This window comes from Thermomonas aquatica (assembly GCF_006337105.1).
In the GTDB taxonomy this organism is placed as follows: Bacteria; Pseudomonadota; Gammaproteobacteria; order Xanthomonadales; family Xanthomonadaceae; genus Thermomonas; species Thermomonas aquatica.
On the sequence record NZ_CP040871.1, the window covers coordinates 2,251,021 to 2,275,770 of the forward strand.

A 24,750-nucleotide genomic window follows, 5' to 3' on the forward strand; every position below is an offset into this window, starting at 1 on the left:
CGATGCGCCGCCTGACCGTGGTGCAGCTGCTGCCGGCGCTCGAGTCCGGCGGTGTCGAACGTTCCACCCTCGAGATCGCCGACGCGCTGGTGCGCGCCGGGCATCGCGCCATCGTGGTGTCGAAGGGCGGGCGCCTGCTGCCGCCGCTGGAAGCGCTGGGCGCGGAGCATGTCGCGCTCGACATCGGCCGCAAGTCGCCGTTGACGTTCCGCCACGTGCCTGCGCTGCGGAAACTCTTCCGCGAGGTCGATGCCGACATCGTGCATGCGCGCTCGCGCTTGCCGGCATGGCTGGGCTGGTTCGCGTTGCGCGGCATCGGCGACAAGCCACCGCATTTCGTCACCACCGCGCACGGCCTGAATTCGCCCTCGCGCTACAGCGCGATCATGGCCCGCGGCGAGCGCGTCATCTGCGTGTCGCAGGCGGTGCGCGAGTACCTGCTCCGCCACTATCCGAACAGCGATCCCGCACGCCTGGCGGTCATCCCGCGCGGCATCGATCCCGTAGCGTTCCCGCGCGCGCCGATGCCGGATCCGCAGGCGCGGGCACGCATCGCCGCGCGGCATCCGCAACTCGGCGGCGCGGGCCCGCTGCTGCTGCTGCCCGGGCGCGGCACGCGCTTGAAGGGCCATGCCGATGCGATCGCCTTGCTGGCGAACCTGCGCGCCTCGGGCCTCGATGCGCGGTTGTGGATGCCGGGCGCGCAGCAGGATGGTCGCGAGGCGTACATCGCCGAACTCGAAGAACTGGCCAGTGAAGCCGGCGTCGAGGATGCCATCGCGATCAGCGAGACTACCCCGGCCATCGCCCAGGCCTATGCCGCCAGCGACCTGGTCCTGCAGCTGTCGCGCAAGCCGGAGTCGTTCGGGCGCACGGTGATCGAGGCCTTGTCGGTCGGGCGGCCGGTGCTGGGCTGGGCGCACGGCGGCGTCGGCGAGTTGCTGCGCGAACTGCAACCACGGGGCGCGGTGCCGCCGTTCGATGCCGCGGCGCTGGCGGCAGCGGCGCGCGAACTGCTCGCGCATCCGCCGGCAGCCGTTACGATGCAGGCGTATCGATTGCAGGCGATGCAGGAGGCGACCTTGGGGCTGTACCGATCGCTGGTGGACGCATGAGCGCAAGCCCGGCCGCGCCCGGTTGGCGTTGGGCCCCGCCATGGGTGCTCGCGTTCGTCGCCCTGTGGCCGGCGCCCGGTTATGCGGAAGCGGTGCTGGCGCTGGGGGCGATCGCCGGCATCGTGCAGCTGTTGCTGTCGCGTTTCCGCGGCAGTGCGAGCCTGCTCAGCGGCCCGGCCTGGGCGCTGACCAGCGTGCTGTTCTTCGCCTACTGGCTGCCGGAGGCGATCTCCGCGATCGACGCGGCCGACCGCGTGCGCGCCTTGCGCGAAGCGCTGGTCGACCTGCGCTACCTGCCGTTCCTGTGGATCGTGGCCTCTGCGGTGGCCAGCGAGGAAGGACGGCGACGCACCTTCGGCGGGTTGGCGGTGATCGTCGGCGTCTGGACGCTGGATGCCCTGCTCGAAGCCGCTACCGGCACCAGTCCATTGTTCTGGGCGATCGACTCCGCCAAGCAGGCGATCAGCGGCCACGGCATGTGCACCGTGCAGGAAGTGGCCGCGCTGGACCGGCTCGGTGGCGTGCTCGGGCCGTGCAACCTCAAGCTCGGCATCGTGCTGGCCAGCCTGTCGCCGTTCGCGCTGGACGCGGCGTGGCGGCGCTATGGCCGTGCCGGCTGGTTCATCGCCGCGGCATTGGTTGGCTTGGTCATCCTGCTCGCCGGCGCGCGCGCGGCCTGGCTCACCTATGGCCTGGTGCTGGCGTGGACCGGCTGGCGGCTGCTCGGCTGGAAGCGGTTGCTCGCGGTGTTCGGCCTGGGCGCCGCATTGTTGCTGGCCGCGGCGCTGGTGTCTCCGCCGGTGGCCGAACGCCTCAACCGCAGCACCGCGGTGTTCGTCGGCAACGCGCAGGGCGTGGACCATGCGCTGTCCGGCCGCAGCAGGATCTGGTCGGCGGCGCTGTGCATGGCGCGCACCCATCCGTTCAACGGCGTCGGCGCGCGCGGTTTCCGCGAAGCCTTCCCCGCTTGCGATGCGGAGAGCGGCACGCTTGCGGCCTGGGGCACCGGCCCGGCCTTGCATGCGCACCAGATCGTGCTGGAGGTGCTGAGCGAAACCGGCGGCTTCGGCCTGCTGCTGTGGCTGGCGGGCGCGGCGATGGCCAGGCGCGCCTGGCGTTACGCGGATGCCGCGGCGCGCGAGGCCGCGCGTCCGGCGATGCTGGCGCTGGCGGTCACCGTGTTCCCCTTCAATACCCACCTCGCCGTGTACTCCACCTTCTGGGGCGGCGTGCTGTTGCTGCTCGCCGCGCTGTATGCGGGCAGCCTGCTGGGCCGCGAGTCCACGTGAAGCCGCGGCTTTCCGCGGTCGTCACCACGCTGGACAACGCGGCGACGCTGGAGGCTTGCCTGTCCAGCCTGGGGTTCTGCGACGAGATCGTGTTGCTGGATTCGGGCTCGGCCGATGCCACCCTCGAGATCGCGCGCCGGCATGGCGCGCGCATCGAAACCCAGGCCTTTGCGGGCTATGGTCCGCAGAAGCAGGCGGCGATCGAGCTCGCGACCGGCGACTGGATCCTGCTGCTGGATGCGGACGAACACCTGACCGATGCCGGGCGCATCGCCATCGAACGCGAGCTCGCCGCGCCGCGCGCGGACGGTTACCGCCTGCCGCGCCAGGAATGGCTGTTCTGGCGCTGGCCGCATGCGGGCACTCGCGCGAATTGGCAGCTGCGCCTGTTCCGCAAAACGGCGGGTCGGATGAACATGGTGCCGGTGCATGCCGCGCCGGAAGTCGATGGGCGCCTGCTCGACCTCGACGCGCCATTCCGCCATTACGGTGAGCCGCGGCTCGCCGATCGCGTCGACAAGGTCAATCGCTATTCCTCAGGCCTGGTCGAGCACAAGCGCGGCAAGCGCGTGCGTTTCATCGCCTTGCGGCTGCTGTTCTACCCGGGGGTCGCGTTCCTGAAGCTGTACTTCGGCAAGCGCTACTTCCTCAACGGATGGGCCGGCTTCTTCGCGGCGAAGACGCAGTCGTTCTATGCCTTCCTCAAATACGCGAAGGTGCTGGAAGCGCAGCGTCAGTCGCGCGAATAGCGCGGCGGCGCGCCTTCGGGTTGGCGCTTGAAGCGTCGGTGCAGCCACAGGTACTGCGTGGGCGCTTCGCGCACCATCGCCTCGATCGCGGCATTGACCGCGCTGGTGTCGGCCACCGCGTCGTCGCTGGGGAAGGGCGCGAGCGGCTCGCCGATGCGCAGCAGGTAGCGATCCCCTTCGCGCCTGTGGAAGAAGGGAACCACCGCGCAACCGGTGAGGCGCGCGAACTGGTGGGTGGCGGTGATCGTCGCCGCGGGGATGCCGAAGAACGGCGCGAACACCGTGTCCTTGCCGCGCATGTCCTGGTCCGGCGCGTACCACAGCAGGCCGCCGCGCTTGAGGTGGCGGATCGCGGCGCGGGTGTCGCCGTTGCCGAACATCGCGCTGGCGTAGCGCAGGCGCCCGCGCAGCACCGCCCACTCCATCACCGGGCTGCGGTGCTTGCGGTACATGCCGGCCAGCGGCACGTGGTCGCAGACCAGGCGGCCGCACATTTCCAGGGTCATGAAATGCCCGGAGACCAGCAGCACGCCGCGGCCTTCGGCCTGCAGCTTGTGCAGGATGCCGAGGCCTTCGATGGTCGCGGTGCCGCGCATCGGTTCGGCATCGCCCCACCAGGCGCGGGCGAACTCGAACAGGCCGATGCCGACATCGCGGAAGTTCGCGTGCAGCAAGGCTTCGCGTTGCGCCGCATCGAGCTCCGGCAGGCACAGCGCGAGGTTGGCGCGTGCGGCATCGCGGCGGCGGCGCGACAGCCGCAGCGCCAGCCAGCCGACTGCCGCGCCCAGCCTGCGTTGCACCGGCCACGGCAGGCGCGCCAAGCCCATGCAGACGGCGACGCCGAACCATACCGGCCAGTGGCGCGGGCCGCATGGCGGGATCGGAAGTTCGGGTGCTGCGGTCGCGGACATGCCCCGGATTCTACCCACGCGCTGCTATCGGGCGGGCGCGCTTGGTTATGCTGTAGCGATGCGGGCCGACCTCACCGAGCGCGTGCTGCGCGGCCTGTACTCCGCCGCCCTGTACATCCTTGCGCCGATCACCCTCTACCACCTGATCTGGCGCGGGTTCCGCCAGCGCGCCTATTTCCAGCGCTGGAACGAACGCTATGCCAGTTATCCGACCATCGCGGTGGAGGCGCCGCTGTGGCTGCATGCGGTTTCGGTGGGCGAGGTCAATGCCGCCGCGCCGCTGGTGACGCGCCTGCTGCGCGACCACCCCGGCTTGCGGCTGGTGGTCACCACCATCACCCCCACCGGTTCCGAGCGCGTGCAGGCGCTGTGGGGGGATGCGGTGGTGCATGTCTACCTGCCTTACGACCTGCCCGGCGCGGTCTCGCGTTTCCTCGAGCATTTCCGGCCGGCCCTGGCGCTGATCGTGGAAACCGAGCTGTGGCCGAACCTGCTGTTCGGCTGCCGCGACCGCGGCATCCCGTCGTACATCCTCAATGCGCGCCTGTCCGCGCGCTCGCTGCGCGGCTACCGGGTGCTCGGGCCGCTGATCCGGCGCGCGTTGCGCAGCGTGCACCTGGTCGCGGCGCAGTCGGATGAAGACGGCAAGCGCTTCGCCCGGCTCGGCGCGCAGCCCGAGCGCGTCGTGGTGACCGGCAATCTCAAGTTCGACACCCTGCCGGTGGACAACACCGATTTCGTGCGCGAATTCCGCGCGCATCGCGGCAGCGGGCCGACCTGGATCGCCGCCAGCACCCACGAGGACGAGGAAGCCGCGGTCCTCGACGCGCATCGCGCGGTGCTCAAGGCCCATCCCGATGCGCTGCTGCTGTGGGCGCCGCGCCATCCGGAGCGTTTCCGCGCGGTGGCGCTGCATGCGGCGGAGGCCGGCTTCGCGGTGGCGACGCGCAGCGAACAGCGTTGGCCGCGCCCGGGGACGCAAGTGTTCGTGGTCGATACCCTGGGCGAGCTGGCGCGCTTCTACGCCTGCGCCAGGATCGCCTTCGTCGGCGGCAGCCTGCAGCCGGTCGGCGGGCACAACCTGCTGGAACCGGCCGCGACCGGCACCGCCATCCTCAGCGGCCCGCACCTGCACAACTTCGCCGACATCGCCAAGCGCCTGCGCGAGGCCGATGCGATGCGCGTCGTCGACGATGCCGCGGGGCTGGGCGCGGCGCTGCTCGAGCTGTTCGCCGACGAGGCCATGCGCGAACGCATGGCCGCGAACGCGCAGCACCTGTTGCAGGCCGGTCGCGGCGCGCTGGAGCGCACCATGGCCCTGATCGAGCCCGCGTTGCCGAAGTGACGGGCAAAAAAATCCCCGCCTGCGCGGGGATTTTCGCATCCAGGCGTGCGTCCGCGGCTACTGCGCGCCGATCGCCTTGGCCACCGATTCGTCGGTGGTGAGCAGGCGGTTCACGTCCTCCAGGTCGGAGACCTGCAGGGTGCCTGCGGCCTGTTCCAGCAGCAGGCGGTTCTGCAGGAAGTTGTACTTGGCCTGCGCGTAGTCCTGCTGCGCGGAGAACAGGGTGCGCTGGTTGTTCAGCACGTCCAGCACGGTGCGGGTGCCGACTTCCAGGCCGACCTGCGAGGCGTCGTAGGCGCTCTGCGCGGACACCAGTGCCAGGCGGCGCGCCTCCACTTCGCTGATGCCGGCGACCAGCGCCTGGTAGGCATTGCGGGTGTTGCGTTCCAGCGCGCGCTTCTGCTGTTCCAGCTGGTCGCGGGCGATGTCGCGCTGGGCCAGCGCGCTGCGTACGCCGGACTGGGTGGCGAAACCGGAGAAGATCGGGATGCTCAGGGTCAGGCCGACGCTGGTGGAGGTCTTGTCGCCGCTGAACTCCGGGTTGCCGTACAGGCTCGGCAGGGCCTGGCCATAGCCAGCGCGCAGGCCCAGGGTCGGATAGTGGCCGGAGCGGGCGGTGGCGACGTTGTGCTCGGCGGCCTCGAGGTCCGCAGCCTGCGCCTTCAGCGAAGGGTTTTCGGCCAGGGCGGTGGCGACCCAGCCGTCGGCATCGCGCGATTCCGGCAATGCCGGCTTGAAGTCGTCCGGCAGGCCCTTGAGGTTGCCGACCGGGGTGCCGGTGATCTCGACCAGCGCCTGGTAGGCGTCCTGCACCGCATTGCGGGCGAGGATGCTGTTGGCGCGGGCGGCGTCGTACTGCGCGCGCGCTTCGTGCACGTCGGTGATCGGCGCCAGGCCGACATCGAGGCGCTTGCTGGCGAAGTCGAACTGCTTCTTCAACGCGGTTTCCGCGGCTTCGGCGGCGTTCAGCGTCTCCAGCTGCACCAGCACGTTGAAATAGGCGGCCGAGGTGCGGGTGATCAGGCTGAGGCCGGCCGCTTCCAGGTCGAACCCGCCGGCGCGGTCCTGCGCCTTGGCGGCGCGCAGTGCGGTGTAGTTGCCGTAGTCGAACACCGACTGCGAGGCGCTCACGTCCCACGAGCCGCTGCGGCGGCCATCGCCGGGGCTGCCGTTGCGGCTCCAGCCGACCGAACCGTTCACCTGCGGCAGCAACGCCGCGCGCGCCTGCACCGGGCGTTCCGCGGCGACCGCGCGGCTGGATTCGGCGGCGGCGTATTGCGGGTCGCTGTTGCGCGCGTTGGTGTAGCTCTGCAGCAGGTCGTCGGCCTGCGCCGCGGCGGGCAGCAAGGCTGCTGGTAGCAGGGCGGTTGCAAGGGCGAAGGCGAGCGGGCGACGCAGCATGGGGGAATCCTTGGGCGCGAAATGGTTTCGGGTAGGGATGCTTAGAGGGCGAATGCCGGTTGCGGCGCGGCACCGGCCAGGTAGGGCAGGTCGGTCTCGAACAACGATTCGGTGCGCGCGCCGTTGACCTCGCGGTGCACCAGGGTCGCTTCCATCGCCGGCGAACGGCCCTGCACGGCGAAGATGCGGCCGCCCGGCTTCAGCCATTCGAGGAAGCGCGGCGGCAGCGTCTCGACCGCACCGCCGACGCAGATCGCATCGAACTGCTGGGTGTTGTCCCAGGACAGCGCGTCCGCGGTCTCGATGCGCACATTGCCGATGCCCTGCGCAGTGATGCGCGCGCGCGCGGCCTCGGCGAGGTCGGGGTGGCGTTCGATGCTGACGACTTCGCGGGCCAGGGTGGCCAGGCAGGCGGTCAGGTAGCCGCTGCCGGTGCCGATCTCCAATACGCTCTCTTCCGCCTGCGGCAGCAGCGCCTGCAGGGCGCGGCCTTGCAGCACCGGCTTCATCATCGCCTCGCCATGGCCCAGCGGCAGTGCGGTATCGGCATAGGCCAGGGCGCGCAGCGCCTCCGGCACGAAGGTTTCGCGCGGCACGCTGGCGATCGTCTCCAGCACGCGCGCGTCCAGCACGTCCCAGGGACGCACCTGCTGTTCCACCATGTTTTCGCGTGCCTTGGCGTAGTCGATGCTCATGCGCTTGGAATCCGTTGCGGGGAACCGGTCATTTTAGCGGTGCTGCGACCCCGATGCCGGGCAGTTTGGCTGTGCTAGCACAGTGGCACGCAGTGCCGGAAGTCACCGGGACTGGCGTCACCCGGGCCGTTGCGGGCGCGCTGCGTTCAGCGGCGTACCGCATAGGCGCGCAGGAACAACTCGACCACCGAGGCCACATGCTGCGCGGGCGTGTCGACATGGCCGCCGCAGCTGAAGCCGAATACGGCCAGCGCATGCGGTTCGCCCTTGAGCAGGGTGAAGAACTGCGAGGCCGCGCGCTGGCAGTCGTCGATCTCCAGTTCGCCGCTGGCCACGCGGCGCTCCAGCAGGTCCGCGAACGACTGTTGCACGCGTTGCGGGCCGGCTTCCCAGAATGCCGCCGGCATCGAACTGCAGGCCACCTGCGGTGAGCACAGGATGCGATGCCCGGCGATCGCCTCGGGCGTCATGATCATGCTGAAGAAGGCGGTGCCGATGGCGAGCAGGCGCTCGCGCACCGGAGTGTCCGGCTCGGCCACGAACAGGGTGGTGGGCATGCCCTGTTCGCAATGCGCGCGCACCGCCTCGGTGAACAGGCTGTCCTTGTCGCCGAAGTGGCTATAGACGGTGAGCTTGGAGACCCCGGCCTCGGCCGCGATCTGGTCCATGCTGACCCGCTCGAAGCCCTGGCTGACGAACAGCCGCTTGGCCGCGTCCAGGATCGCCGCGCGCTTGCCCGGATCCTTCGGGCGGCCGGGCCCGGCAGCCTTGGCGACCGTGGTGTCTGGCGTTTGCGATGCGACCGGCGGGATCATGCTTGAATACTAGACTACTTGGTTCGATATTTATACTATACCGTCAAGTTCATTAATTTTTGGCGAATGCCGCCGGGGGCGATATGGGGCACAGGACGAAGCTTGCGATGCTGGCGGCGGCACTCACGATGGGTCTTGCGGCCTGCGCCAAACCCGAGGCGCAGGCGGAAACCGCGCGGCCTGTGCTGGTTGTGCATCCCGCCGGCGGCGCGCAATCCGCGTTCAGCGCCTATGCCGGCGAAATCCGCGCCCGCGAAGAGAGCGCATTGTCGTTCCGCATCGGTGGCAGTTTGGTGAAGCGGCTGGTCGATGCCGGCGATCGCGTGCATCGCGGCCAGTTGCTGGCCGAGCTCGATCCGGGCGATGCCGGCCTGCAGGTCGCCGCCGCACAGGCGGAGATGGCACGCCTCGGCGGCGACCTCGAGCGTTATCGCAAACTGGTCGCGCAGAAACTGGTCAGCCAGTCGGCGTTCGACGCGCAGCAGGCCGCCTATCGCGCCGCCCGCGCGCAATACGAACTGATGCGCAACCAGTCCGCGTATACCCGCCTGCATGCGCCGCGCGATGGCGTGATCGCGACCCGCCTGGCCGAAGCCGGGCAGACCGTGGCCGCCGGCCAGACCGTCTACACGCTGGCCGGCGATGCCGGCCGCGAGGTCGCGATCGCCCTGCCGGAATCGCGCATCCGCCAAGTGGTGGTCGGCCAGCAGGTGCTGGTCGAACTGTGGAGCGCTCCCGGCCAGCGTTTGCCGGGTCGCGTGCGCGAGATTTCCCCCGCCGCCGATCCGCAGGCGCGCACCTATGCCGCGCGCGTCGCGCTGGATGGCGATGCCGCCGGTGCGGTCGAGCTGGGCCAGAGCGCGCGCGTGTACATGCAGGAACAGGGCGAAGCCGCGGCGTTGAGCGTGCCGCTGTCGGCGGTACAGCGTGCAGCCGACGGCAAGCCAGCCTCGTTGTGGGTGGTCGATCCGAAATCGCATCGCGTACACCTCGCAACGGTGCAACTGGGCGCCTATGCCGAAGATGCGGTGCCGGTATTGGGCGGCATCGATGCGAACGCATGGATCGTCGCCGCCGGCGGCCACCTGCTGCGCGAGGGCCAGCTGGTGGCGCCGGTGGATCGCGACAACCGCCCGGTGCTCGAGGCCGCGCCCGCGGCCGCGGCGAAGTAAGCCGCCATGAACTTCAATCTTTCCGAATGGGCGCTGCGCAACCGCACCCTGGTGCTGTACGCGATCCTGATGCTGGGCCTGCTCGGCGCGTGGTCGTACCGCCACCTCGGCCAGTCCGAGGATCCGCCGTTCACCTTCAAGGCGATGGTGGTGCGCACGCTCTGGCCGGGCGCGACCGCCGAGGACGTCTCGCGGCAGATCACCGACCGCATCGAAAAGAAGCTGATGGAGACCGGCCAGTACGAGTTCATCCGCGCCTATTCGCGGCCGGGCGAGTCGCAGATCATCTTCATCGCCAAGGATTCGCTGCGCAGCAAGGACATCCCGCCGCTGTGGTACCAGGTGCGCAAGAAGGTCGGCGACATCAAGGCGACCCTGCCGCGCGACGCCATCGGTCCGTTCTTCAACGACGAGTTCGGCGACACCTTCGGCAACATCTACGCGCTGACCGGCGAGGGTTTCGACTACGCCGTGCTCAAGGACTACGCCGAACGCCTGGAACTGGAACTGCAGCGCGTGCCCGACGTCGGCAAGGTCGACCTGCTCGGCCTGCAGGACGAGAAGATCTTCATCGAGTTGTCCAACACCAAGCTGGCGTCGCTCGGGATTCCGTTGACGACGGTGCAGCAGGCGCTGGACGAACAGAACGCGGTGGTGCCGGCCAGTTATTTCGAGACCGCCGGCGAACGCGTGCAGATGCGCGTCAGCGGCCGCTTCGATTCGGTGCAGGCGATCCGCGATTTCCCGATCCGCGCCGGCGACCGCACCTTCCGCCTCGGCGAGATCGCCACGATCGTCCGCGGCTTCTCCGATCCGCCCGCGCCGCGCATGCGCTTCATGGGCGAGGACGCGATCGGCCTGGCGGTATCGATGCGCGACGGCGGCGACATCCTCAAGCTGGGCAAGTCGCTGGAAAGCGAATTCGCGCGCCTGCAGCAGACCCTGCCGACCGGCATGCAGCTGCGCAAGGTCTCCGACCAGCCGCTGGCGGTCACGCGTTCGGTCGATGAATTCATCAAGGTGCTGACCGAGGCGGTGGCGATCGTGCTGCTGGTCAGCTTCCTGTCGCTGGGCCTGCGCACCGGCACCGTGGTCGCGTTGTCGATCCCGCTGGTGCTGGCGATGACCTTCGCCGCGATGCAGTACTTCGGCATCGGCCTGCACAAGATCTCGCTGGGCGCGCTGGTGCTGGCGCTGGGCCTGCTGGTCGACGACGCGATCATCGCCGTGGAGATGATGGTGGTGAAGATCGAGCAGGGCTACGACCGGATCAAGGCGGCGGCCTTCGCGTGGGAGAGCACCGCGTTCCCGATGCTGACCGGCACGCTGGTCACGGCCGCGGGCTTCCTGCCGATCGCCACCGCGGCGTCCAGCACCGGCGAGTACACGCGCTCGATCTTCCAGGTGGTGACCATCGCGCTGCTGATCTCGTGGGTGGCGGCGGTGGTGTTCATCCCGTACCTGGGCTACCAGTTGCTGGAAGAGCAGGGCGCCGAGGCCGCGCCGAAGGGCCGGGTCTCGCGCGCGTTCCGCCGCCTGCGCGATGCGTTTGCCGCCGGTGCATCGCGCATCCCGCGCATCGGCAATGCGCTGTCCGACCACATCACCGCCAAACACCACCACGAGGCCGCGCACGATCCCTACCAGAGCGCGTTCTACCAGCGCTTCCGCAGGCTGGTCGCATGGTGCGTCCGCTATCGCAAGACCGTGATCGCGGTGACCGTGGCGATCTTCATCGCCTCGATCATGCTGTTCCGCTTCGTGCCGCAGCAGTTCTTCCCCGCATCCACGCGGCTGGAACTGATGGTGGACATGGAGCTGGCCGAAGGCGCGTCGCTGAAGGCGACCGCGGCGCAGGCGAAGAAGCTGGAGGCGATGCTGCAGAAGCAGGAGGGCGTGGAAAGCTACGTCGCCTACGTCGGCACCGGTTCGCCGCGCTTCTACCTGCCGCTGGACCAGCAGCTGCCGGCGGCGAACTTCGCCCAGTTCGTGCTGCTCACCCACGACATCGAAGCGCGCGAAGCCGTGCGCAAATGGTTGATCGAGGAAGCCGCGCCGGCGTTCCCGGAACTGCAGGTGCGCGTCACCCGCCTGGAGAACGGCCCGCCGGTCGGCTATCCTGTGCAGTTCCGCGTGTCCGGTGAGCACATCGACCGCGTGCAGGCGATCGCGCGGCAGGTCGCCGACAAGGTGCGCGCCAATCCGCATGTGACCAACGTGAACCTGGACTGGAGCGAGCCGAGCAAGGTGGTGCGCCTGCGCATCGACCAGGAACGCGCGCGCGCGCTGGGCGTGAGCTCGGCGGCGGTGGCGAAGTTCCTGTCCGGTTCGCTGTCCGGCACCTCGGTCAGCACCTATCGCGAAGGCAACGAGGCGATCGAGATCCTGTTGCGTGGCCCCGGCGAGGAGCGCACGCGGCTCGGCATGCTCGGTTCGCTGGCGGTGCCGACGGCGAGCGGCAAGGCGGTCTCGCTGAGCCAGATCGCGACGCTGGAGGACGGCTTCGAGGACGGCATCGTCTGGCATCGCAACCGCCTGCCGACGGTGACCGTGCGCGCCGACATCTACGGCAAGGAACAACCGTCGAGCGTGATGGCGCAGATCTCGCCGACGCTGGACGGCATCCGCGCTGCGCTGCCGTCCGGCTACCTGCTGCAGATCGGCGGCACGGTGGAGGACTCCGCGCGCGGGCAGAACTCGGTGAACGCCGGCATGCCGCTGTTCGTGCTGGTGGTCACCACGCTGCTGATGCTGCAGCTGCGCAGCTTCTCGCGGGTGCTGCTGGTGTGGCTGACCGCGCCGCTGGGCCTGATCGGCGTGAGCCTGTTCCTGCTGGTGCTGCGGGTGCCGTTCGGCTTCGTGGCGATGCTGGGCACGATCGCGCTGTTCGGCATGATCATGCGCAACTCGGTGATCCTGGTCGACCAGATCGAACAGGACATCGCCGCCGGGCATGCGCCTTGGCAGGCGATCATCGACGCCACCGTGCGCCGCTTCCGCCCGATCGTGCTGACCGCGCTGGCGGCGGTGCTGGCGATGATCCCGCTGTCGCGTTCGGTGTTCTTCGGGCCGATGGCGGTGGCGATCATGGGCGGCCTGATCGTGGCGACCGCGTTGACCCTGCTGTTCCTGCCGGCGTTGTATGCGGCGTGGTTCCGGGTGAAGCCGGAGCCGTCGCACGCCTAACCAAGTAGGCATGCGCTCCGGCGCGGGGTGTGCCGGAGCGAATGTCCTCCGGCATCGGTAAAAGCGCCGATGCCTCCCCCTTGATTTCGCTCCGGCACACCCCGCGCCGGAGCGCCCGATCTTTACCGCGGTTTGCAGTGGATCAATCGCGTAGTTCGGCTACGTAGCAATCCGCTTCCAATTGTTCGAGCACCGCACGCGTCGCGTCCGCGGTGCGCACGCCACGACCCGCGGGTGCGAGATCGGCAGTCAGTACGCCCGCATCCAGCGCCTTGCCCACCGCTTGTTCGATGCAGGTGGCTTCGCGTTCCAGGCCCAGCGAATGGCGCAGCAACATGGCCGCGCTGAGGATGGTCGCGAACGGATTGGCGATGCCCTTGCCTGCGATGTCCGGCGCGGAACCGTGGATCGGCTCGTAGATCCCAACCCTGTCGTCCCCCAGCGATGCGCTCGGCAGCAGGCCCAGCGAACCGGCCAGCATCGAGGCTTCGTCGGTGAGGATGTCGCCGAACATGTTCTCGGTGACGATCACGTCGTACTCGCGCGGCTTGGCCAGCAGGTGCATCGCCATCGAATCGACCAACTGGTGTTCCAGTTCGATGTCGGGGAATTCCTCGCGCACCACGCGCTCGGTGGTTTCGCGCCACAGCCGCGAGGTTTCCAGCACGTTGGCCTTGTCCACGCTGGTGACCTTGCCGCGGCGCGCGCGCGCCAGCGTGCAGGCGCGGCGCACCACGCGTTCGATCTCGGCCGCGCTGTAGCGGCACAGGTCGCTGGCGGTGTCGGCATCGCGGGTCTTGTCGCCGAAATAGATGCCGCCGGTCAGCTCGCGCACCACCATCAGGTCCACGCCGTTGAGCAGGTGCGGCTTGATCGGGGAGGCGCCCAGCGTGGCCGGGTGCGGCGTCACCGGGCGCAGGTTGGCGTACAGGCCCAGCGCCTTGCGGATCGCCAGCAGGCCTTGCTCCGGTCGTACCTTCGCCTTCGGGTCCGACCACTTGGGGCCGCCGACCGCGCCCAGCAGCACGGCATCGGCCCTGCGCGCCGCATCGAGCGTGGCCTGAGGCAGTGGTTCGCCGGTGGCGTCGATGGCGGCGCCGCCGATCAGCTTTTCCTCGAAATGGAAGTCGTGGCCGTAGCGTTTGGCGATGGCGCGCAATACCGACACCGCCGCGGCAGTCACTTCGGGGCCGATGCCGTCGCCCGGCAGGACAAGGATGTTCGCGTTCATCAGGCAGCCTCCGCCGCGTCGCGTGCGGCTTCGAATCGTTCAATGGCAGGGCGTTGGTTGAGCAGGTAGCCGAGCTGGTCCACGCCTTCGAGCAGGCAGGTCTGCGCGAACGCATCCAGCGGGAATTCGAAGCTGCGGCCATCGGGCAGGGTGAGCGTGCGCGCCGCGATGTCGATGCGCAGTTCGATGCCGGGCTGTGCCAGCAGCTCATCGACGACGGCATCGTCCAGCACGATCGGCAGCAGGCCGTTCTTCAGCGCGTTGCTGCGGAAGATGTCGGCGATCTCGCTGCTGACCACCGCGCGCAGGCCAAGGTCGGTCAACGCCCACGGCGCATGCTCGCGCGATGAGCCGCAACCGAAGTTGCGGCCGGCGACCAGGATCTGCGCGCCGGCATTCTCGGCGCGGTTGAACGGGAACTCCGGGTTGGGCGTTCCGTCGGGCAGGCGGCGCCAGTCGTTGAAGGCATGCTGGCCCAGGCCCTTGCGCTCGGTGGTGGTCAGGAAACGCGCGGGGATGATCTGGTCGGTATCGATATTGCGTTCGCGCAACACCACGGTGTGCGCTTGCAGGTGCTTGAACGGCTGCATCACGCGGCCTCCTGTTGCTGGAGGAATGCGCGCGGGTCGGTGATCTCGCCGGTCACCGCGCACACCGCCGCGGTCAGTGGCGAGGCCAGCACGGTGCGCGCGCCCTTGCCCTGGCGACCTTCGAAATTGCGATTCGAAGTCGACACCGCCAACTGCCCGGCCTGCACGATGTCGCCGTTCATCGCGATGCACATCGAGCAGCCCGGCTCGCGCCATTCCGCGCCGGCGGCGCGCACGATGGCGTCGATGCCCTCGGCTTCCGCGTCTTGCTTCACCTGCTCGGAGCCGGGCACCACCAACATGCGCACGCGCGGGTGCACCTTGCGGTTCTTCAGCACGCGGGCGGCTTCGCGCAGGTCGCTCAGCCGCGAATTGGTGCAGCTGCCGATGAAGACCACGTCCACCGCGCGCCCGGCCACCGCCGCACCAGCCTCCCAGCCCATGTAGTCGCGCGCCTTGGCCTCGTCGCTACCGGCATCGGCGGGGATGCGCCCGGCGACCGCGGCGACTTGCCCGGGGTGCGTGCCCCAGGTGACGGTGGGCGTGATGTCGCGCGCGTCGATCCGCACTTCGCGGTCGAACCTGGCGCCTTCGTCGGTGTGGAAGGTGCGCCATTTCGCCACTGCCGCATCGAACGCATCGCCCCGTGGCGCGCGCGGCGTCTGCCGCAGGAAGTCGAACGTGGTCTGGTCCGGCGCGATCAGGCCCGCGCGCGCGCCGGCTTCGATCGACATGTTGCACACGGTCATGCGCTCGTCCATCGACAACGCGCGGATCGCGCTGCCGCGGTATTCGATGACATGGCCGGTGCCGCCGTTGACGCCGATGGTGCCGATCACGTGCAGGATCAGGTCCTTGGCAGTCACGCCGGGGCCGAGTTCGCCATCGATGCTGATCGCCAGCGTCTTCGGCTTGCGCTGCAGCAGGCATTGGGTGGCCAGCACGTGGCCGACTTCGCTGGTGCCGATGCCGAACGCCAGCGCGCCGAACGCGCCATGCGTGGCGGTGTGGCTGTCGCCGCACACGATCGTCATGCCCGGCTGGGTGATGCCGAGCTCCGGCCCGATCACGTGGACGATGCCGCGGTGCGCGCTACCGAAGTCGAACAGCTCGACGCCGAATTTCGCGGCGTTTTCGCGCAACTTCGCCACTTGCGCTTCGGCCTCGGGGTTCGCGTATGGCAGCTTGCCGGTGGCATCGGCGGGCAGCGTCGGCGTGGAGTGATCGAGCGTGCCGGTGGTGCGTTGCGGCCGCGCGACCGGCAGGCCGCGCGCCTCCAATTCGGCGAAGGCCTGCGGCGAGGTCACTTCGTGGATCAGGTGCAGGTCGATGTACAGCACGGCCGGCGCGGCCTCGGTTTCCGGCGCGACCAGGTGCGCGTCCCACAATTTGTCGAACAGGGTGCGCGGCGACATCACGCGGCCTCCACGCGCGGCTGCGCCTGGCGCATGCGCAACACGCGGTTGGCCACGTCCAGCCAGGCGATCGCGCTGGCTTCCAACACGTCGCGGCTGGTGCCTTGCCCGCTCATGGTCTCGCCGTCGATGCGGCCGCTCAGGTTGGCTTCGCCGCGGGCATCCGCACCCACACCCATGCTGTGCACCTCGTAGCTTTCCAGCACGAAGCCGACCCCGGTCGCATGCGACAGCGCGGCGAACAGGGCTTCGATCGGCCCGTCGCCTTCTGCGCTCTGCACCACGTGGCGGCCATCGGGCGCGGACAGGTCGACGCGCGCATGGGTCGCATCGTCGGCATCGGACAGGTGCATCGCGGAGATCCGCCAGCCCGGGCCGTAACGTTCGCCTTCGACCAACCGCTGCAGGTCGGCGTCGTGGATGATGTGCTGGGTCTGGGTCAGCGCCTTGGCGGCGGCGATCACCTGGTCCAGCTGTTCGTCTTCCAGCACGTAGCCCAGCTGGCGCAGGCGGTCGGCGACCGCGGCGCGGCCGCTGTGGCGGCCCAGCACGATCTGCGAATCCGGCCAGCCCACGTCCTGCGGGCGCATGATCTCGTAGGTGTCGCGGTGCTTGAGCATGCCGTGCTGGTGGATGCCGGATTCGTGGGCGAACGCATTCAGGCCGACGATCGCCTTGTTGCGCTGCACCTGGATCCCGGTGATCCGCGACAGCAGGCGCGATGTCTCCAGCAGCCTGGTGGTGTCGATGCCGGTGTCCGCGTTGAAGTAGCCGGGGCGCACCTTCATCGCCATCACCAGTTCCTCCAGCGCCGCGTTGCCGGCGCGTTCGCCGATGCCGTTGATGGTGCACTCGACCTGGCGCGCGCCGCCCTCGATCGCGGCCAGCGAATTGGCCACCGCCAGGCCCAGGTCGTTGTGGCAGTGCGCGCTGAACACCACCCCGTCGGCGCCCTTGACGTTGGCGCGCAGGTATTCGAACAGGGCGCGGATCTCGGCGGGCGTGGCGTAGCCCACGGTGTCCGGCACGTTCAGCGTGCGCGCGCCGGCGGCGACCGCGGCATCGAAGACCTCGACCAGGAACTCGCGTTCGGTGCGGAAGGCGTCCTCGGCGGAGAATTCGACATCGTCCACGCGGTTGCGGGCCAGGGTGACGCCCATGGATGCGTGCTCGATCACCTGCTCGCGGCTCATGTTCAACTTGTGCTTGCGGTGCAACGGGCTGGTCGAGATGAAGGCGTGGATGCGCGGTGCGGCCGCGCCGTCGAGCGCGCGCGCGCAGGCCTCGATGTCGCCGGGATGGCAACGCGCCAGGGCGGCGATGGAAGCGCCGCGCACCTCGCGGGCGATCGCCTGCACCGCGCCGAAATCGGCGGGGGAGCTGTTGGGGAAGCCGGCTTCGATCACGTCGACGCCGAGCTCGGCCAGCGCGTGGGCGAAGGCGATCTTCTGCGACGCGCTCATGGTGAAGCCCGGCGATTGTTCGCCATCGCGCAGGCTGGTGTCGAAAATCCGGATGCGGTCCGTCGTCGTTGGGTGGCTCATGCGGGGAGTTCTTCGAGGATGTGGGCGGTGGCGCGCCATGTGGGCGCAGCGGGGGCGACAGGCAGCAGGCCGGCGGGAAGCGTGCGCTTCGCCGCCGGCGGGCTAAGTCGTTCCTGCGCGCGTTGCCGCGGCTTGCGCGGTGCGCGCGGGCGCACGTCGGACAGGAGTTGCGCCAGCACGCCGGCATCGACGTTGCCGCCGGACACCACCGCGCATTTGCGCTTGGCCGCGATGCGGCGGCCGGCCGCCAGCGCCAGCGCCCCGGCGCCCTCGGCGATGACGTGTTCCTCCAGCGCCAGCCGCACCAGGGTTTCTCGCAGTTCGGCCTCGCGCACGATCACCACGTCGTCCAGCAGTTCGCGCAGCAGGGCGCGGGTCAGCGTGCCGGGTTCCTTGACCTTCACGCCATCGGCGAGCGTCGCCGCCGGATCGCGCGGCGTCTCGTCGCCCTTCAGCGCGCGCGCCATCGCGTCCACGCCTTCGACCTGCGCGCCGATGATGCGCACGCCCTGCGATTTCAGCGCCAGCGCCACGCCGGAGGCCAGGCCGCCGCCGCCGATCGGCACCAGCACCACGTCGGGCGACAGCGCGGTCGCGATCTCCAATCCCACCGTGCCTTGCCCGGCGATCACGTCCGGATCGTCGAACGCGCTCAGCAGGCGGTAGCCGTTCTGCGCGGCCAGCTCGATGGCGAAGGCCTTGGCCTCGTCGTAGCTGTCGCCGTGCAGGCGCACGGTCGCGCCCCAATGCGCCACGCCGGCGACCTTGGTCTCCGGCGCGCAGCGCGGCATCACCGTGATCACCGGCATGCGCAGGCGATAGCCGGCCCAGGCCAGGCCCTGCGCATGGTTGCCGGCGGAGGCGGCGACCACCGGGCGCGTGTCGCCGCGTTCGCGCGCGGCCAGCAGCGCGTTCAATGCGCCGCGCACCTTGTAGGAGCCGGTGCGCTGCAGGTTCTCCAGCTTCAGCCAGCAGCCGAAACGTTCCGCATAATGCGCGGGGGTGACGTCCAGGTAACGACGCAGCCGTGCATGCGCCGCCAGCACGTCGCCGGCGGTGGGCATGCGGACATCGCGGGCTACGTCGCTTTGCATCGCGTCAGACCCGGGTCAGCCAGCGGCCGGACCAGCTGCTTTCGCCGCGCACGGTGGCCGCGTACACCGCGCCGATCTCGCGCGACAGCGGGCTGTTCGCGTCGAAGCTGCGGCCGTCGATTTCGGCGATGGGCGCGACTTCGGCGGCGGTGCCGCAGGCGAACACCTCGTCGGCATCCAGCAGTTCCTCCAGGCTCACCGGCCGCGAGTCCGCGCCGGTGATGCGGATCAGGGTGTCGCGGGTGATGCCGGGCAACGCGTCGCGGTGCTCGACCGCGGTGATCGCGCCGTCGCGCACGAAGAACAGGTTCGCGCCGGTGCACTCGACGACGTAGTTGTCCTCGTCGACGAACATCGCCTCGTCGAAGCCGCGCGCCTTGGTCTCGCGCTTGGCCAGGATCGAATTGACGTAGGCGCCGCACAGCTTCAGCGGCGGCAGCGAGCTGGCCGGGTTGCGCCGCCACTTCGACACCGACACCCGCGTGCGGTTGCCGTTGAGGTGCAGGTTGGTGGCCGCGGTGGCGACCATGAAATGGTGCGCGCGGCCGCTGACGTCCAGCCCGAAACCGCCATCGCCATACCAGGCCAGCGGGCGGATGTAGGCATCGCCGAGTTTGTTCGCGCGCAGGGTCTGCAGCACCGCCTCGGTCGCCCGTGCGGTGTCGAAGTCCATGCCCAGCAGCTCGCAGCCCTTGCGCATGCGCTCCAGGTGCTCGGGCAGGCGGAACACCGCGGCGCCGTCGCGGGTGGCGTAGGCGCGGATGCCTTCGAACACGCCGCTGCCGTAGTGCAGGGCATGCGTGCCCAGCGTGGCCTGCAGCGCGCCCTGGTCGACCAGCGTGCCGTCGAACCACAGTTTCTGTGGTGCTTCGGCGGCGGTTTCGCCGTCGTTGCGTTGTTCGGTGGCGGGTGCATCGTTCAACTGCATGGCTGCACCTGCACGTCCAGGCAGTCGTACAGCTTGGCCAGCTGCTCGTGCAGGTTGTCGGCGGTGCGGTCGCCTTCCACCGTCATCTGCAGGTGCCAGCGGTCGCCGTCGGGGCGGGTTTCGCCTTCCACCGCGAGCGGGCGGAAGCCGCGGCGTTCGGCGGTGCCGAGCACGCGCGCGAGCGCGCCTTCGGCGTGGCGCAGGGTGAGGTCGAGTCGGTAGCGCATGTCAGGCCTCTTGGGGGGAGGGAGCTTGGGTGGGCGGGGAAGGAATGGCGACGGCGGGAGACGCTTCGATGTCATCCATCATTTCGCTGTTGCTGCGGTTCGGCGGCACCAGCGGCCAGACGTTGGCGGCGGTGTCGATGGCGACGTGCAGCAGCGCCGGGCCTGTCGCCTCCAGCAGCGCCTGCAACGCGGCATCGACGTCCCCGGCGCGTTCGACGTGCAGCGCCTCGATGCCGAAGGCTTGCGCCAGCGCGACGAAGTCCGGGTTGTCGGACAGGTCGATCTCGGAATAGCGCTTGTCGAAGAACAGTTCCTGCCACTGGCGGACCATGCCCAGCGCCTGGTTGTCGAGCAGCACGATCTTCACCGGCAGGTCGTAGCGGCGCAGGGTGGCCAGTTCCTGGATGTTCATCAGGATCGAGCCGTCGCCGCTGACGCAGATCACTTGCCCGCTGGGGTTCTGCATCTGGGCACCCATCGCGGCGGGGATGCCGAAGCCCATCGCGCCCAGCGCGCCAGAAGTCAGGTGCTTGCGCGGATGGTCCATGCGCCAGTGCTGCGCCACCCACATCTGGTGCTGGCCGACATCGCAGGCGACGATCGCCTCTGGCGCCAGCTCGGACAATCGCTTCAGCAGCGCGGGTGCGTACACGGTGTGGCCGGGGGCGTCGTACCGCGCGGCGTGCTGTTGCGCGCGTTGCTGGCATTGCGCACGCCAGGCCTTGCGGGCGGCACCGTTGCGGCCGTGCAGGTGCGCGGCGCAGGGCAGGGTCAGCTTGGCCAGGGTGATGCGCAGGTCGCCGCGCACGCCGGCGTCGGCGGCGCGCAGCTTGCCGATCTCGGCGGCGTCCAGGTCCATGTGCACGACGCGCGCGTGCGGCGCGAATTCGGCCAGCTTGCCGGTGGCGCGGTCGTCGAAGCGCGCGCCGACCACGATCAGCAGGTCGGCTTCCTGCACGGCGAGATTCGCCGCGCGCGAGCCATGCATGCCCAACATGCCGAGGTTCAACGGGTGCTTCGTCGGCAACGCGCCCAGCCCGCGCAGGGTCAACACGGTCGGGATCTGCGTCGCATCGACGAAGGTGCGGAAGTCCTGCAATGCATCGCCCAGCGCGATGCCGCCGCCGCCATAGACGACCGGACGCTGCGCCTGCGAGATCAGCGCCAGCGCTTCGTGCAGCGAGGCATCCTTCGGCGTTTCCACCGCATCCACCGGCAGCGGCGCGTGCGCCGGCAGGTGGCTGGCATCGGCCATCTGCACGTCCTTCGGCAGGTCGATCAGCACCGGGCCGGGGCGGCCGCTGCGCGCCAACCGGAACGCTTCGGCCACCATCATCGGCAAGTCATCCACGCGCCGCGCGATGAAGCTGTGCTTGACCATCGGCAGGGTCATCGCGAACACGTCCAGTTCCTGGAACGCGTCGGTGCCCATCAGCGTGGTCGGCACCTGCCCGGTCAGCACCACCATCGGCACCGAATCCAGCATCGCATCGGCGATGCCGGTGACCAGGTTCGACGCGCCCGGGCCGGAGGTGGCCACGCACACGCCGACGCGCCCGCTGGCGCGCGCATACCCGTTGGCGGCGAACGCCGCGCCCTGCTCGTGGCGTACCAGCACGTGCTTCAGTGCCGGGGTGCCGTGCAGGGCGTCGTAGAAGGGCATGATGGTGCCGCCGGGATACCCGAACAGCGTGTCCACGCCTTCCGCGACCAGGGCCTGCGCCAGCCAGCGGGCGCCGTTCATCACGCGGCCTCGCTCTGCGGTTGCGCGGCGTCGGTCGCCGGTTTCGACGGCGCCGGATTCGACGAGGCCAGCCACTTCATGTTGGCGCGCAGCTTCTTGCCGATCGCCTCGATCGGATGGTCGAGGTCGGCCTGCTTCATCGCCTTGTAATTCGCATTCCCGGCGGCGTATTCGGCGATCCACTGGCGGGCGAAGGTGCCGTCCTGGATTTCGGTCAGCACCTGCTTCATCTGCGCGCGGGTGTTGTCGTCGACGATGTAGTTGCCGCGGGTCAGCGCGCCGTATTGCGCGGTTTCGCTGATGAATTCGTGCATGCGGGTGATGCCGCCTTCGTAGAACAGGTCGACGATCAGCTTCAGCTCGTGCAGGCATTCGTAATAGGCGACTTCCGGCTGGTAGCCGGCTTCCACCAGCGTCTCCCAGCCGGCCTGCACCAGCTTGGTGGCGCCGCCGCAGAGCACCGCCTGCTCGCCGAACAGGTCGGTCTCGGTTTCTTCCTTGAAGCTGGTCTTGATCGCGTTCTGGCGCGCGCCGCCGATGCCGGCGCAGTAGGTCAGCGCGAACTGTTCGGCGTTGCCGGACTTGTCCTGGTGGATCGCGTAGACGGATGGCACGCCGCGACCGATCTCGTATTCGCGGCGCACCAGCGCGCCCGGGCCCTTCGGCGCGACCAGGATCACATCCAGATCCTCGCGCGGCGCGATCTGCCCGTAATGCACGTTGAAGCCGTGCGCGAACAGCAGGCAGGCGCCCTGCGCGATGTTCGGCTCGATGACCTCGCCGTACAGCTGCGGCTGGACCATGTCCGGGGTGAGGATGGCGACGAGCTCCGCGTCCTTCACCGCATCGGCCGGCGTTTTCACGCTGAAGCCATCGGCCTTGGCCTTGAGTTCGGTGGGGCCGCCGGGTCGCAGGCCGATGGTGACGTCGAAGCCGGAGTCGCGCAGGTTGAGTGCGTGCGCGCGGCCCTGGCTGCCGTAGCCGACGATGGCGATGCGCGGTTTGGTGGGGCTGGTCATCGTGCTGGTTCCTGGGTTGGAGGGGGTTTTCGAAGGCCCAAAACGAAAAACCCCGCACCTTGCGGTGCGGGGTTTGCGATTCCTGGCGGTGTTTCGTTGTTACATGCCGGATCGTCCCGCACCTGTGGGCGAGGTAATAAGGACGAGTACGAGGATGGACGCCGCAGCGGAGGCGGTCATGGCGGGCGTCGGCGATGTGCGGCAGTGCAACATGAGGCGAGCAGAACACGGCGGATGCGCTACTGTCAACCGTCGCCGTCATTCCGATTTCGCATGAACGACGGTTGCAACTGAAACCGTGGAAACCCAGCAGAATCGGGGCTTGCAGCGATTCGCCACGCATCACCGGACCCCACGCCGATGCCCGACTACCGTTCGAAAACCTCCACCCATGGCCGCAACATGGCCGGTGCGCGCGCGTTGTGGCGCGCCACCGGGATGGGCGACGACGACTTCCACAAGCCGATCATCGCCATCGCCAATTCCTTCACCCAGTTCGTGCCCGGGCATGTGCACCTGAAGGACATGGGGCAGCTCGTCGCACGCGAGATCGAGCGCGTCGGCGGCGTCGCCAAGGAGTTCAACACCATCGCGGTGGACGACGGCATCGCGATGGGCCACGACGGCATGCTGTATTCGCTGCCGTCGCGCGAGCTGATCGCCGATGCGGTGGAGTACATGGCGAACGCGCACTGCGCCGACGCGCTGGTGTGCATCTCCAACTGCGACAAGATCACCCCGGGCATGCTGATGGCGGCGCTGCGCTTGAACATCCCGGCGGTGTTCGTGTCCGGCGGGCCGATGGAAGCGGGCAAGACCAAGCTCGCGGAGCACAAGCTCGACCTGGTCGATGCGATGGTGCTGGCCGCCGATCCGAATGCGAGCGATGAACAGGTCGCGGCGGTGGAACGCAGTGCCTGCCCGACCTGCGGTTCCTGCAGCGGCATGTTCACCGCGAACTCGATGAATTGTTTGACCGAGGCGCTGGGGCTGTCGCTGCCCGGCAATGGCACCGTGCTGGCGACGCACGCGGATCGCGAGGCGCTGTTCAAGCGCGCCGGCGTGCTCGCCGTGGAGCTCTGCCATCGCTGGTATGGCGCGGAGGATGCGAGCGCACTGCCGCGCGGTATCGCCACCTTCGAGGCGTTCCAGAACGCGATGACCCTGGACATCGCGATGGGCGGCTCGACCAACACCATCCTGCACCTGCTGGCCGCCGCGCAGGAAGCTGGCGTCGATTTCACGATGCGCGACATCGATGCGCTGAGCCGGCGCGTGCCGCAGCTGTGCAAGGTGGCGCCGAACGCGCAGAAGTACCACATCGAGGACGTGCATCGCGCCGGCGGGATCATGGCGATCCTCGGCGAACTCGCACGTGGCGGCTTGCTGCACACCGACGTCGCCACCGTGCATGCGCCGACATTGGGCGAAGCCATCGCAAAATGGGACATCGCCACCGTCGACGACGAAGCGATCCAGACGTTCTACAAGGCGGGGCCTGCAGGTATCCCGACCCAGGTCGCCTTCAGCCAGGCCACGCGCTGGCCATCGCTCGACGACGACCGCGCCGAAGGCTGCATCCGCAGCGTCGAACATGCGTATTCGAAGGAAGGCGGGCTCGCGGTCCTGCACGGGAACATCGCGCTGGACGGCTGCGTGGTGAAGACCGCCGGCGTCGATGAGTCGATCCACGTGTTCGAAGGCCACGCGCGCGTGTACGAAAGCCAGGACGCGGCGGTGAAGGGCATCCTCGACGACGAAGTGCGGGCGGGCGACATCGTGGTGATCCGCTACGAAGGCCCGAAGGGCGGGCCGGGCATGCAGGAGATGCTGTACCCGACCAGCTACCTGAAATCGAAAGGCCTCGGCAAAACCTGTGCGCTGCTCACCGACGGCCGGTTCTCCGGCGGTACCTCGGGCCTGAGCATCGGCCATGTCTCGCCGGAAGCGGCAGCGGGTGGCGCGATCGGGCTGGTGCGCGATGGCGACCGCATCCGCATCGACATCCCGAATCGCAGCATCGAACTGTTGCTGGCGGACGACGTGCTCGCTGTGCGCCGCGCCGCGCAGGACGCAAATGGCTGGAAGCCCGCGCAGCCGCGCCCGCGCAAGGTCAGCGCCGCGCTGAAGGCCTATGCGTTGCTGGCGACCAGCGCCGACAAGGGCGCGGTGCGCGACAAGGCGCTGCTGGACGCGGTCTGACGCGGCGCCGCGAGCCATCACGAAAGGCACGACTGCCATGCCGCGGTCGTCACTACTGGCGGCGCGATGGGTGGGCTA

At 69.2% G+C, this 24,750-nt stretch carries 20 protein-coding genes; 7 read left to right on the forward strand and 13 right to left on the reverse strand.

Features of this window, described 5'->3' with window-relative positions; genetic code table 11:
* The first annotated feature begins 2 nt into the window (after positions 1-2).
* Genes FHQ07_RS10640 through FHQ07_RS10650 form a run of 3 tightly spaced genes read left to right on the forward strand, consistent with a single transcriptional unit; the run spans position 3 to position 3,153 of the window.
* Positions 3-1,115, forward strand: a complete 1,113-nt coding sequence (locus FHQ07_RS10640; RefSeq protein WP_139716780.1) for a glycosyltransferase — start codon at positions 3-5, stop codon at positions 1,113-1,115.
* Entirely contained in the window at positions 1,097-2,404 is a 1,308-nt protein-coding gene (locus FHQ07_RS10645; RefSeq protein ID WP_425476967.1) for an O-antigen ligase family protein, read from the forward strand. The genes FHQ07_RS10640 and FHQ07_RS10645 overlap by 19 nt, the downstream gene beginning before the upstream one ends.
* On the forward strand, positions 2,401-3,153 hold the full coding sequence (locus FHQ07_RS10650) for a glycosyltransferase family 2 protein (protein WP_139716782.1): 753 nt from the start codon (positions 2,401-2,403) through the stop codon (positions 3,151-3,153). Before FHQ07_RS10645 ends, FHQ07_RS10650 begins: the two co-directional genes overlap by 4 nt.
* Here the strand turns inward: FHQ07_RS10650 and lpxL are convergent.
* Complete coding sequence (gene lpxL, locus FHQ07_RS10655) at positions 3,138-4,064, reverse strand: LpxL/LpxP family Kdo(2)-lipid IV(A) lauroyl/palmitoleoyl acyltransferase (RefSeq protein WP_139716783.1); 927 nt, start codon at positions 4,062-4,064, stop codon at positions 3,138-3,140. The genes FHQ07_RS10650 and lpxL overlap by 16 nt on opposite strands.
* Positions 4,065-4,122: 58 nt before the next feature.
* On the opposite strand from lpxL, the gene waaA reads away from it, so the two are divergent.
* Positions 4,123-5,409 (forward strand): lipid IV(A) 3-deoxy-D-manno-octulosonic acid transferase, encoded by a 1,287-nt coding sequence (gene waaA / locus FHQ07_RS10660; RefSeq protein WP_139716784.1) that lies wholly within the window; start codon positions 4,123-4,125, stop codon positions 5,407-5,409.
* 57 nt (positions 5,410-5,466) lie between these two features.
* Here waaA and FHQ07_RS10665 read toward each other — a convergent pair whose 3' ends face one another.
* The 3 genes from FHQ07_RS10665 to FHQ07_RS10675 form a co-directional block, all read right to left on the reverse strand.
* Positions 5,467-6,810 carry a TolC family outer membrane protein gene (locus FHQ07_RS10665; protein ID WP_139716785.1) on the reverse strand — a complete coding sequence of 448 codons (1,344 nt, stop codon included), beginning with the start codon at positions 6,808-6,810 and terminating at the stop codon, positions 5,467-5,469.
* Positions 6,811-6,851: 41 nt separating this feature from the next.
* Positions 6,852-7,505, reverse strand: coding sequence for a protein-L-isoaspartate O-methyltransferase family protein (locus FHQ07_RS10670; RefSeq protein WP_139716786.1), 654 nt, complete (start codon positions 7,503-7,505; stop codon positions 6,852-6,854).
* A gap of 146 nt (positions 7,506-7,651) precedes the next feature.
* A complete protein-coding gene (locus FHQ07_RS10675) occupies positions 7,652-8,320 on the reverse strand; it encodes a TetR/AcrR family transcriptional regulator (RefSeq protein WP_139716787.1) in 669 nt (222 codons plus the stop codon).
* Between the two features lie 107 nt (positions 8,321-8,427).
* Between FHQ07_RS10675 and FHQ07_RS10680 the strand changes: the two genes are divergently transcribed.
* Both FHQ07_RS10680 and FHQ07_RS10685 read left to right on the forward strand, forming a co-directional pair.
* Positions 8,428-9,492 (forward strand): efflux RND transporter periplasmic adaptor subunit, encoded by a 1,065-nt coding sequence (locus FHQ07_RS10680; protein ID WP_240703473.1) that lies wholly within the window; start codon positions 8,428-8,430, stop codon positions 9,490-9,492.
* A 6-nt stretch (positions 9,493-9,498) separates the two neighbouring features.
* Complete coding sequence (locus FHQ07_RS10685; RefSeq protein WP_139716789.1) at positions 9,499-12,678, forward strand: efflux RND transporter permease subunit; 3,180 nt, start codon at positions 9,499-9,501, stop codon at positions 12,676-12,678.
* A gap of 142 nt (positions 12,679-12,820) precedes the next feature.
* Here the strand turns inward: FHQ07_RS10685 and leuB are convergent, their stop codons facing one another.
* Genes leuB through ilvC form a run of 9 tightly spaced genes read right to left on the reverse strand, consistent with a single transcriptional unit; the run spans position 12,821 to position 22,470 of the window.
* Complete coding sequence (gene leuB, locus FHQ07_RS10690) at positions 12,821-13,909, reverse strand: 3-isopropylmalate dehydrogenase (protein WP_139716790.1); 1,089 nt, start codon at positions 13,907-13,909, stop codon at positions 12,821-12,823.
* Complete coding sequence (gene leuD / locus FHQ07_RS10695) at positions 13,909-14,499, reverse strand: 3-isopropylmalate dehydratase small subunit (protein ID WP_139716791.1); 591 nt, start codon at positions 14,497-14,499, stop codon at positions 13,909-13,911. The genes leuB and leuD overlap by 1 nt, the downstream gene beginning before the upstream one ends.
* Positions 14,499-15,914: a 3-isopropylmalate dehydratase large subunit gene (gene leuC / locus FHQ07_RS10700; RefSeq protein ID WP_139716792.1), complete on the reverse strand. Its 1,416-nt coding sequence runs from the start codon at positions 15,912-15,914 to the stop codon at positions 14,499-14,501. Before leuC ends, leuD begins: the two co-directional genes overlap by 1 nt.
* Entirely contained in the window at positions 15,914-17,458 is a 1,545-nt protein-coding gene (locus tag FHQ07_RS10705; RefSeq protein WP_139716793.1) for a 2-isopropylmalate synthase, read from the reverse strand. The genes leuC and FHQ07_RS10705 overlap by 1 nt, the downstream gene beginning before the upstream one ends.
* Complete coding sequence (locus tag FHQ07_RS10710; RefSeq protein ID WP_240703474.1) at positions 17,455-18,522, reverse strand: threonine dehydratase; 1,068 nt, start codon at positions 18,520-18,522, stop codon at positions 17,455-17,457. The genes FHQ07_RS10705 and FHQ07_RS10710 overlap by 4 nt, the downstream gene beginning before the upstream one ends.
* A gap of 34 nt (positions 18,523-18,556) precedes the next feature.
* Positions 18,557-19,480 (reverse strand): aminotransferase class IV, encoded by a 924-nt coding sequence (locus FHQ07_RS10715; RefSeq protein WP_139716795.1) that lies wholly within the window; start codon positions 19,478-19,480, stop codon positions 18,557-18,559.
* Positions 19,471-19,707, reverse strand: coding sequence for an ACT domain-containing protein (locus FHQ07_RS10720; protein WP_139716796.1), 237 nt, complete (start codon positions 19,705-19,707; stop codon positions 19,471-19,473). Before FHQ07_RS10720 ends, FHQ07_RS10715 begins: the two co-directional genes overlap by 10 nt.
* 1 nt (position 19,708) lies before the next feature.
* Positions 19,709-21,451, reverse strand: a complete 1,743-nt coding sequence (gene ilvG / locus FHQ07_RS10725) for an acetolactate synthase 2 catalytic subunit (RefSeq protein WP_139716797.1) — start codon at positions 21,449-21,451, stop codon at positions 19,709-19,711.
* A complete protein-coding gene (gene ilvC / locus FHQ07_RS10730; protein ID WP_139716798.1) occupies positions 21,451-22,470 on the reverse strand; it encodes a ketol-acid reductoisomerase in 1,020 nt (339 codons plus the stop codon). The genes ilvG and ilvC overlap by 1 nt, the downstream gene beginning before the upstream one ends.
* A 360-nt stretch (positions 22,471-22,830) precedes the next feature.
* Here ilvC and ilvD point away from each other — a divergent pair, with 360 nt between their 5' ends.
* Positions 22,831-24,672 (forward strand): dihydroxy-acid dehydratase, encoded by a 1,842-nt coding sequence (gene ilvD, locus FHQ07_RS10735; protein ID WP_139716799.1) that lies wholly within the window; start codon positions 22,831-22,833, stop codon positions 24,670-24,672.
* The last annotated feature ends 78 nt before the right edge of the window (positions 24,673-24,750 follow it).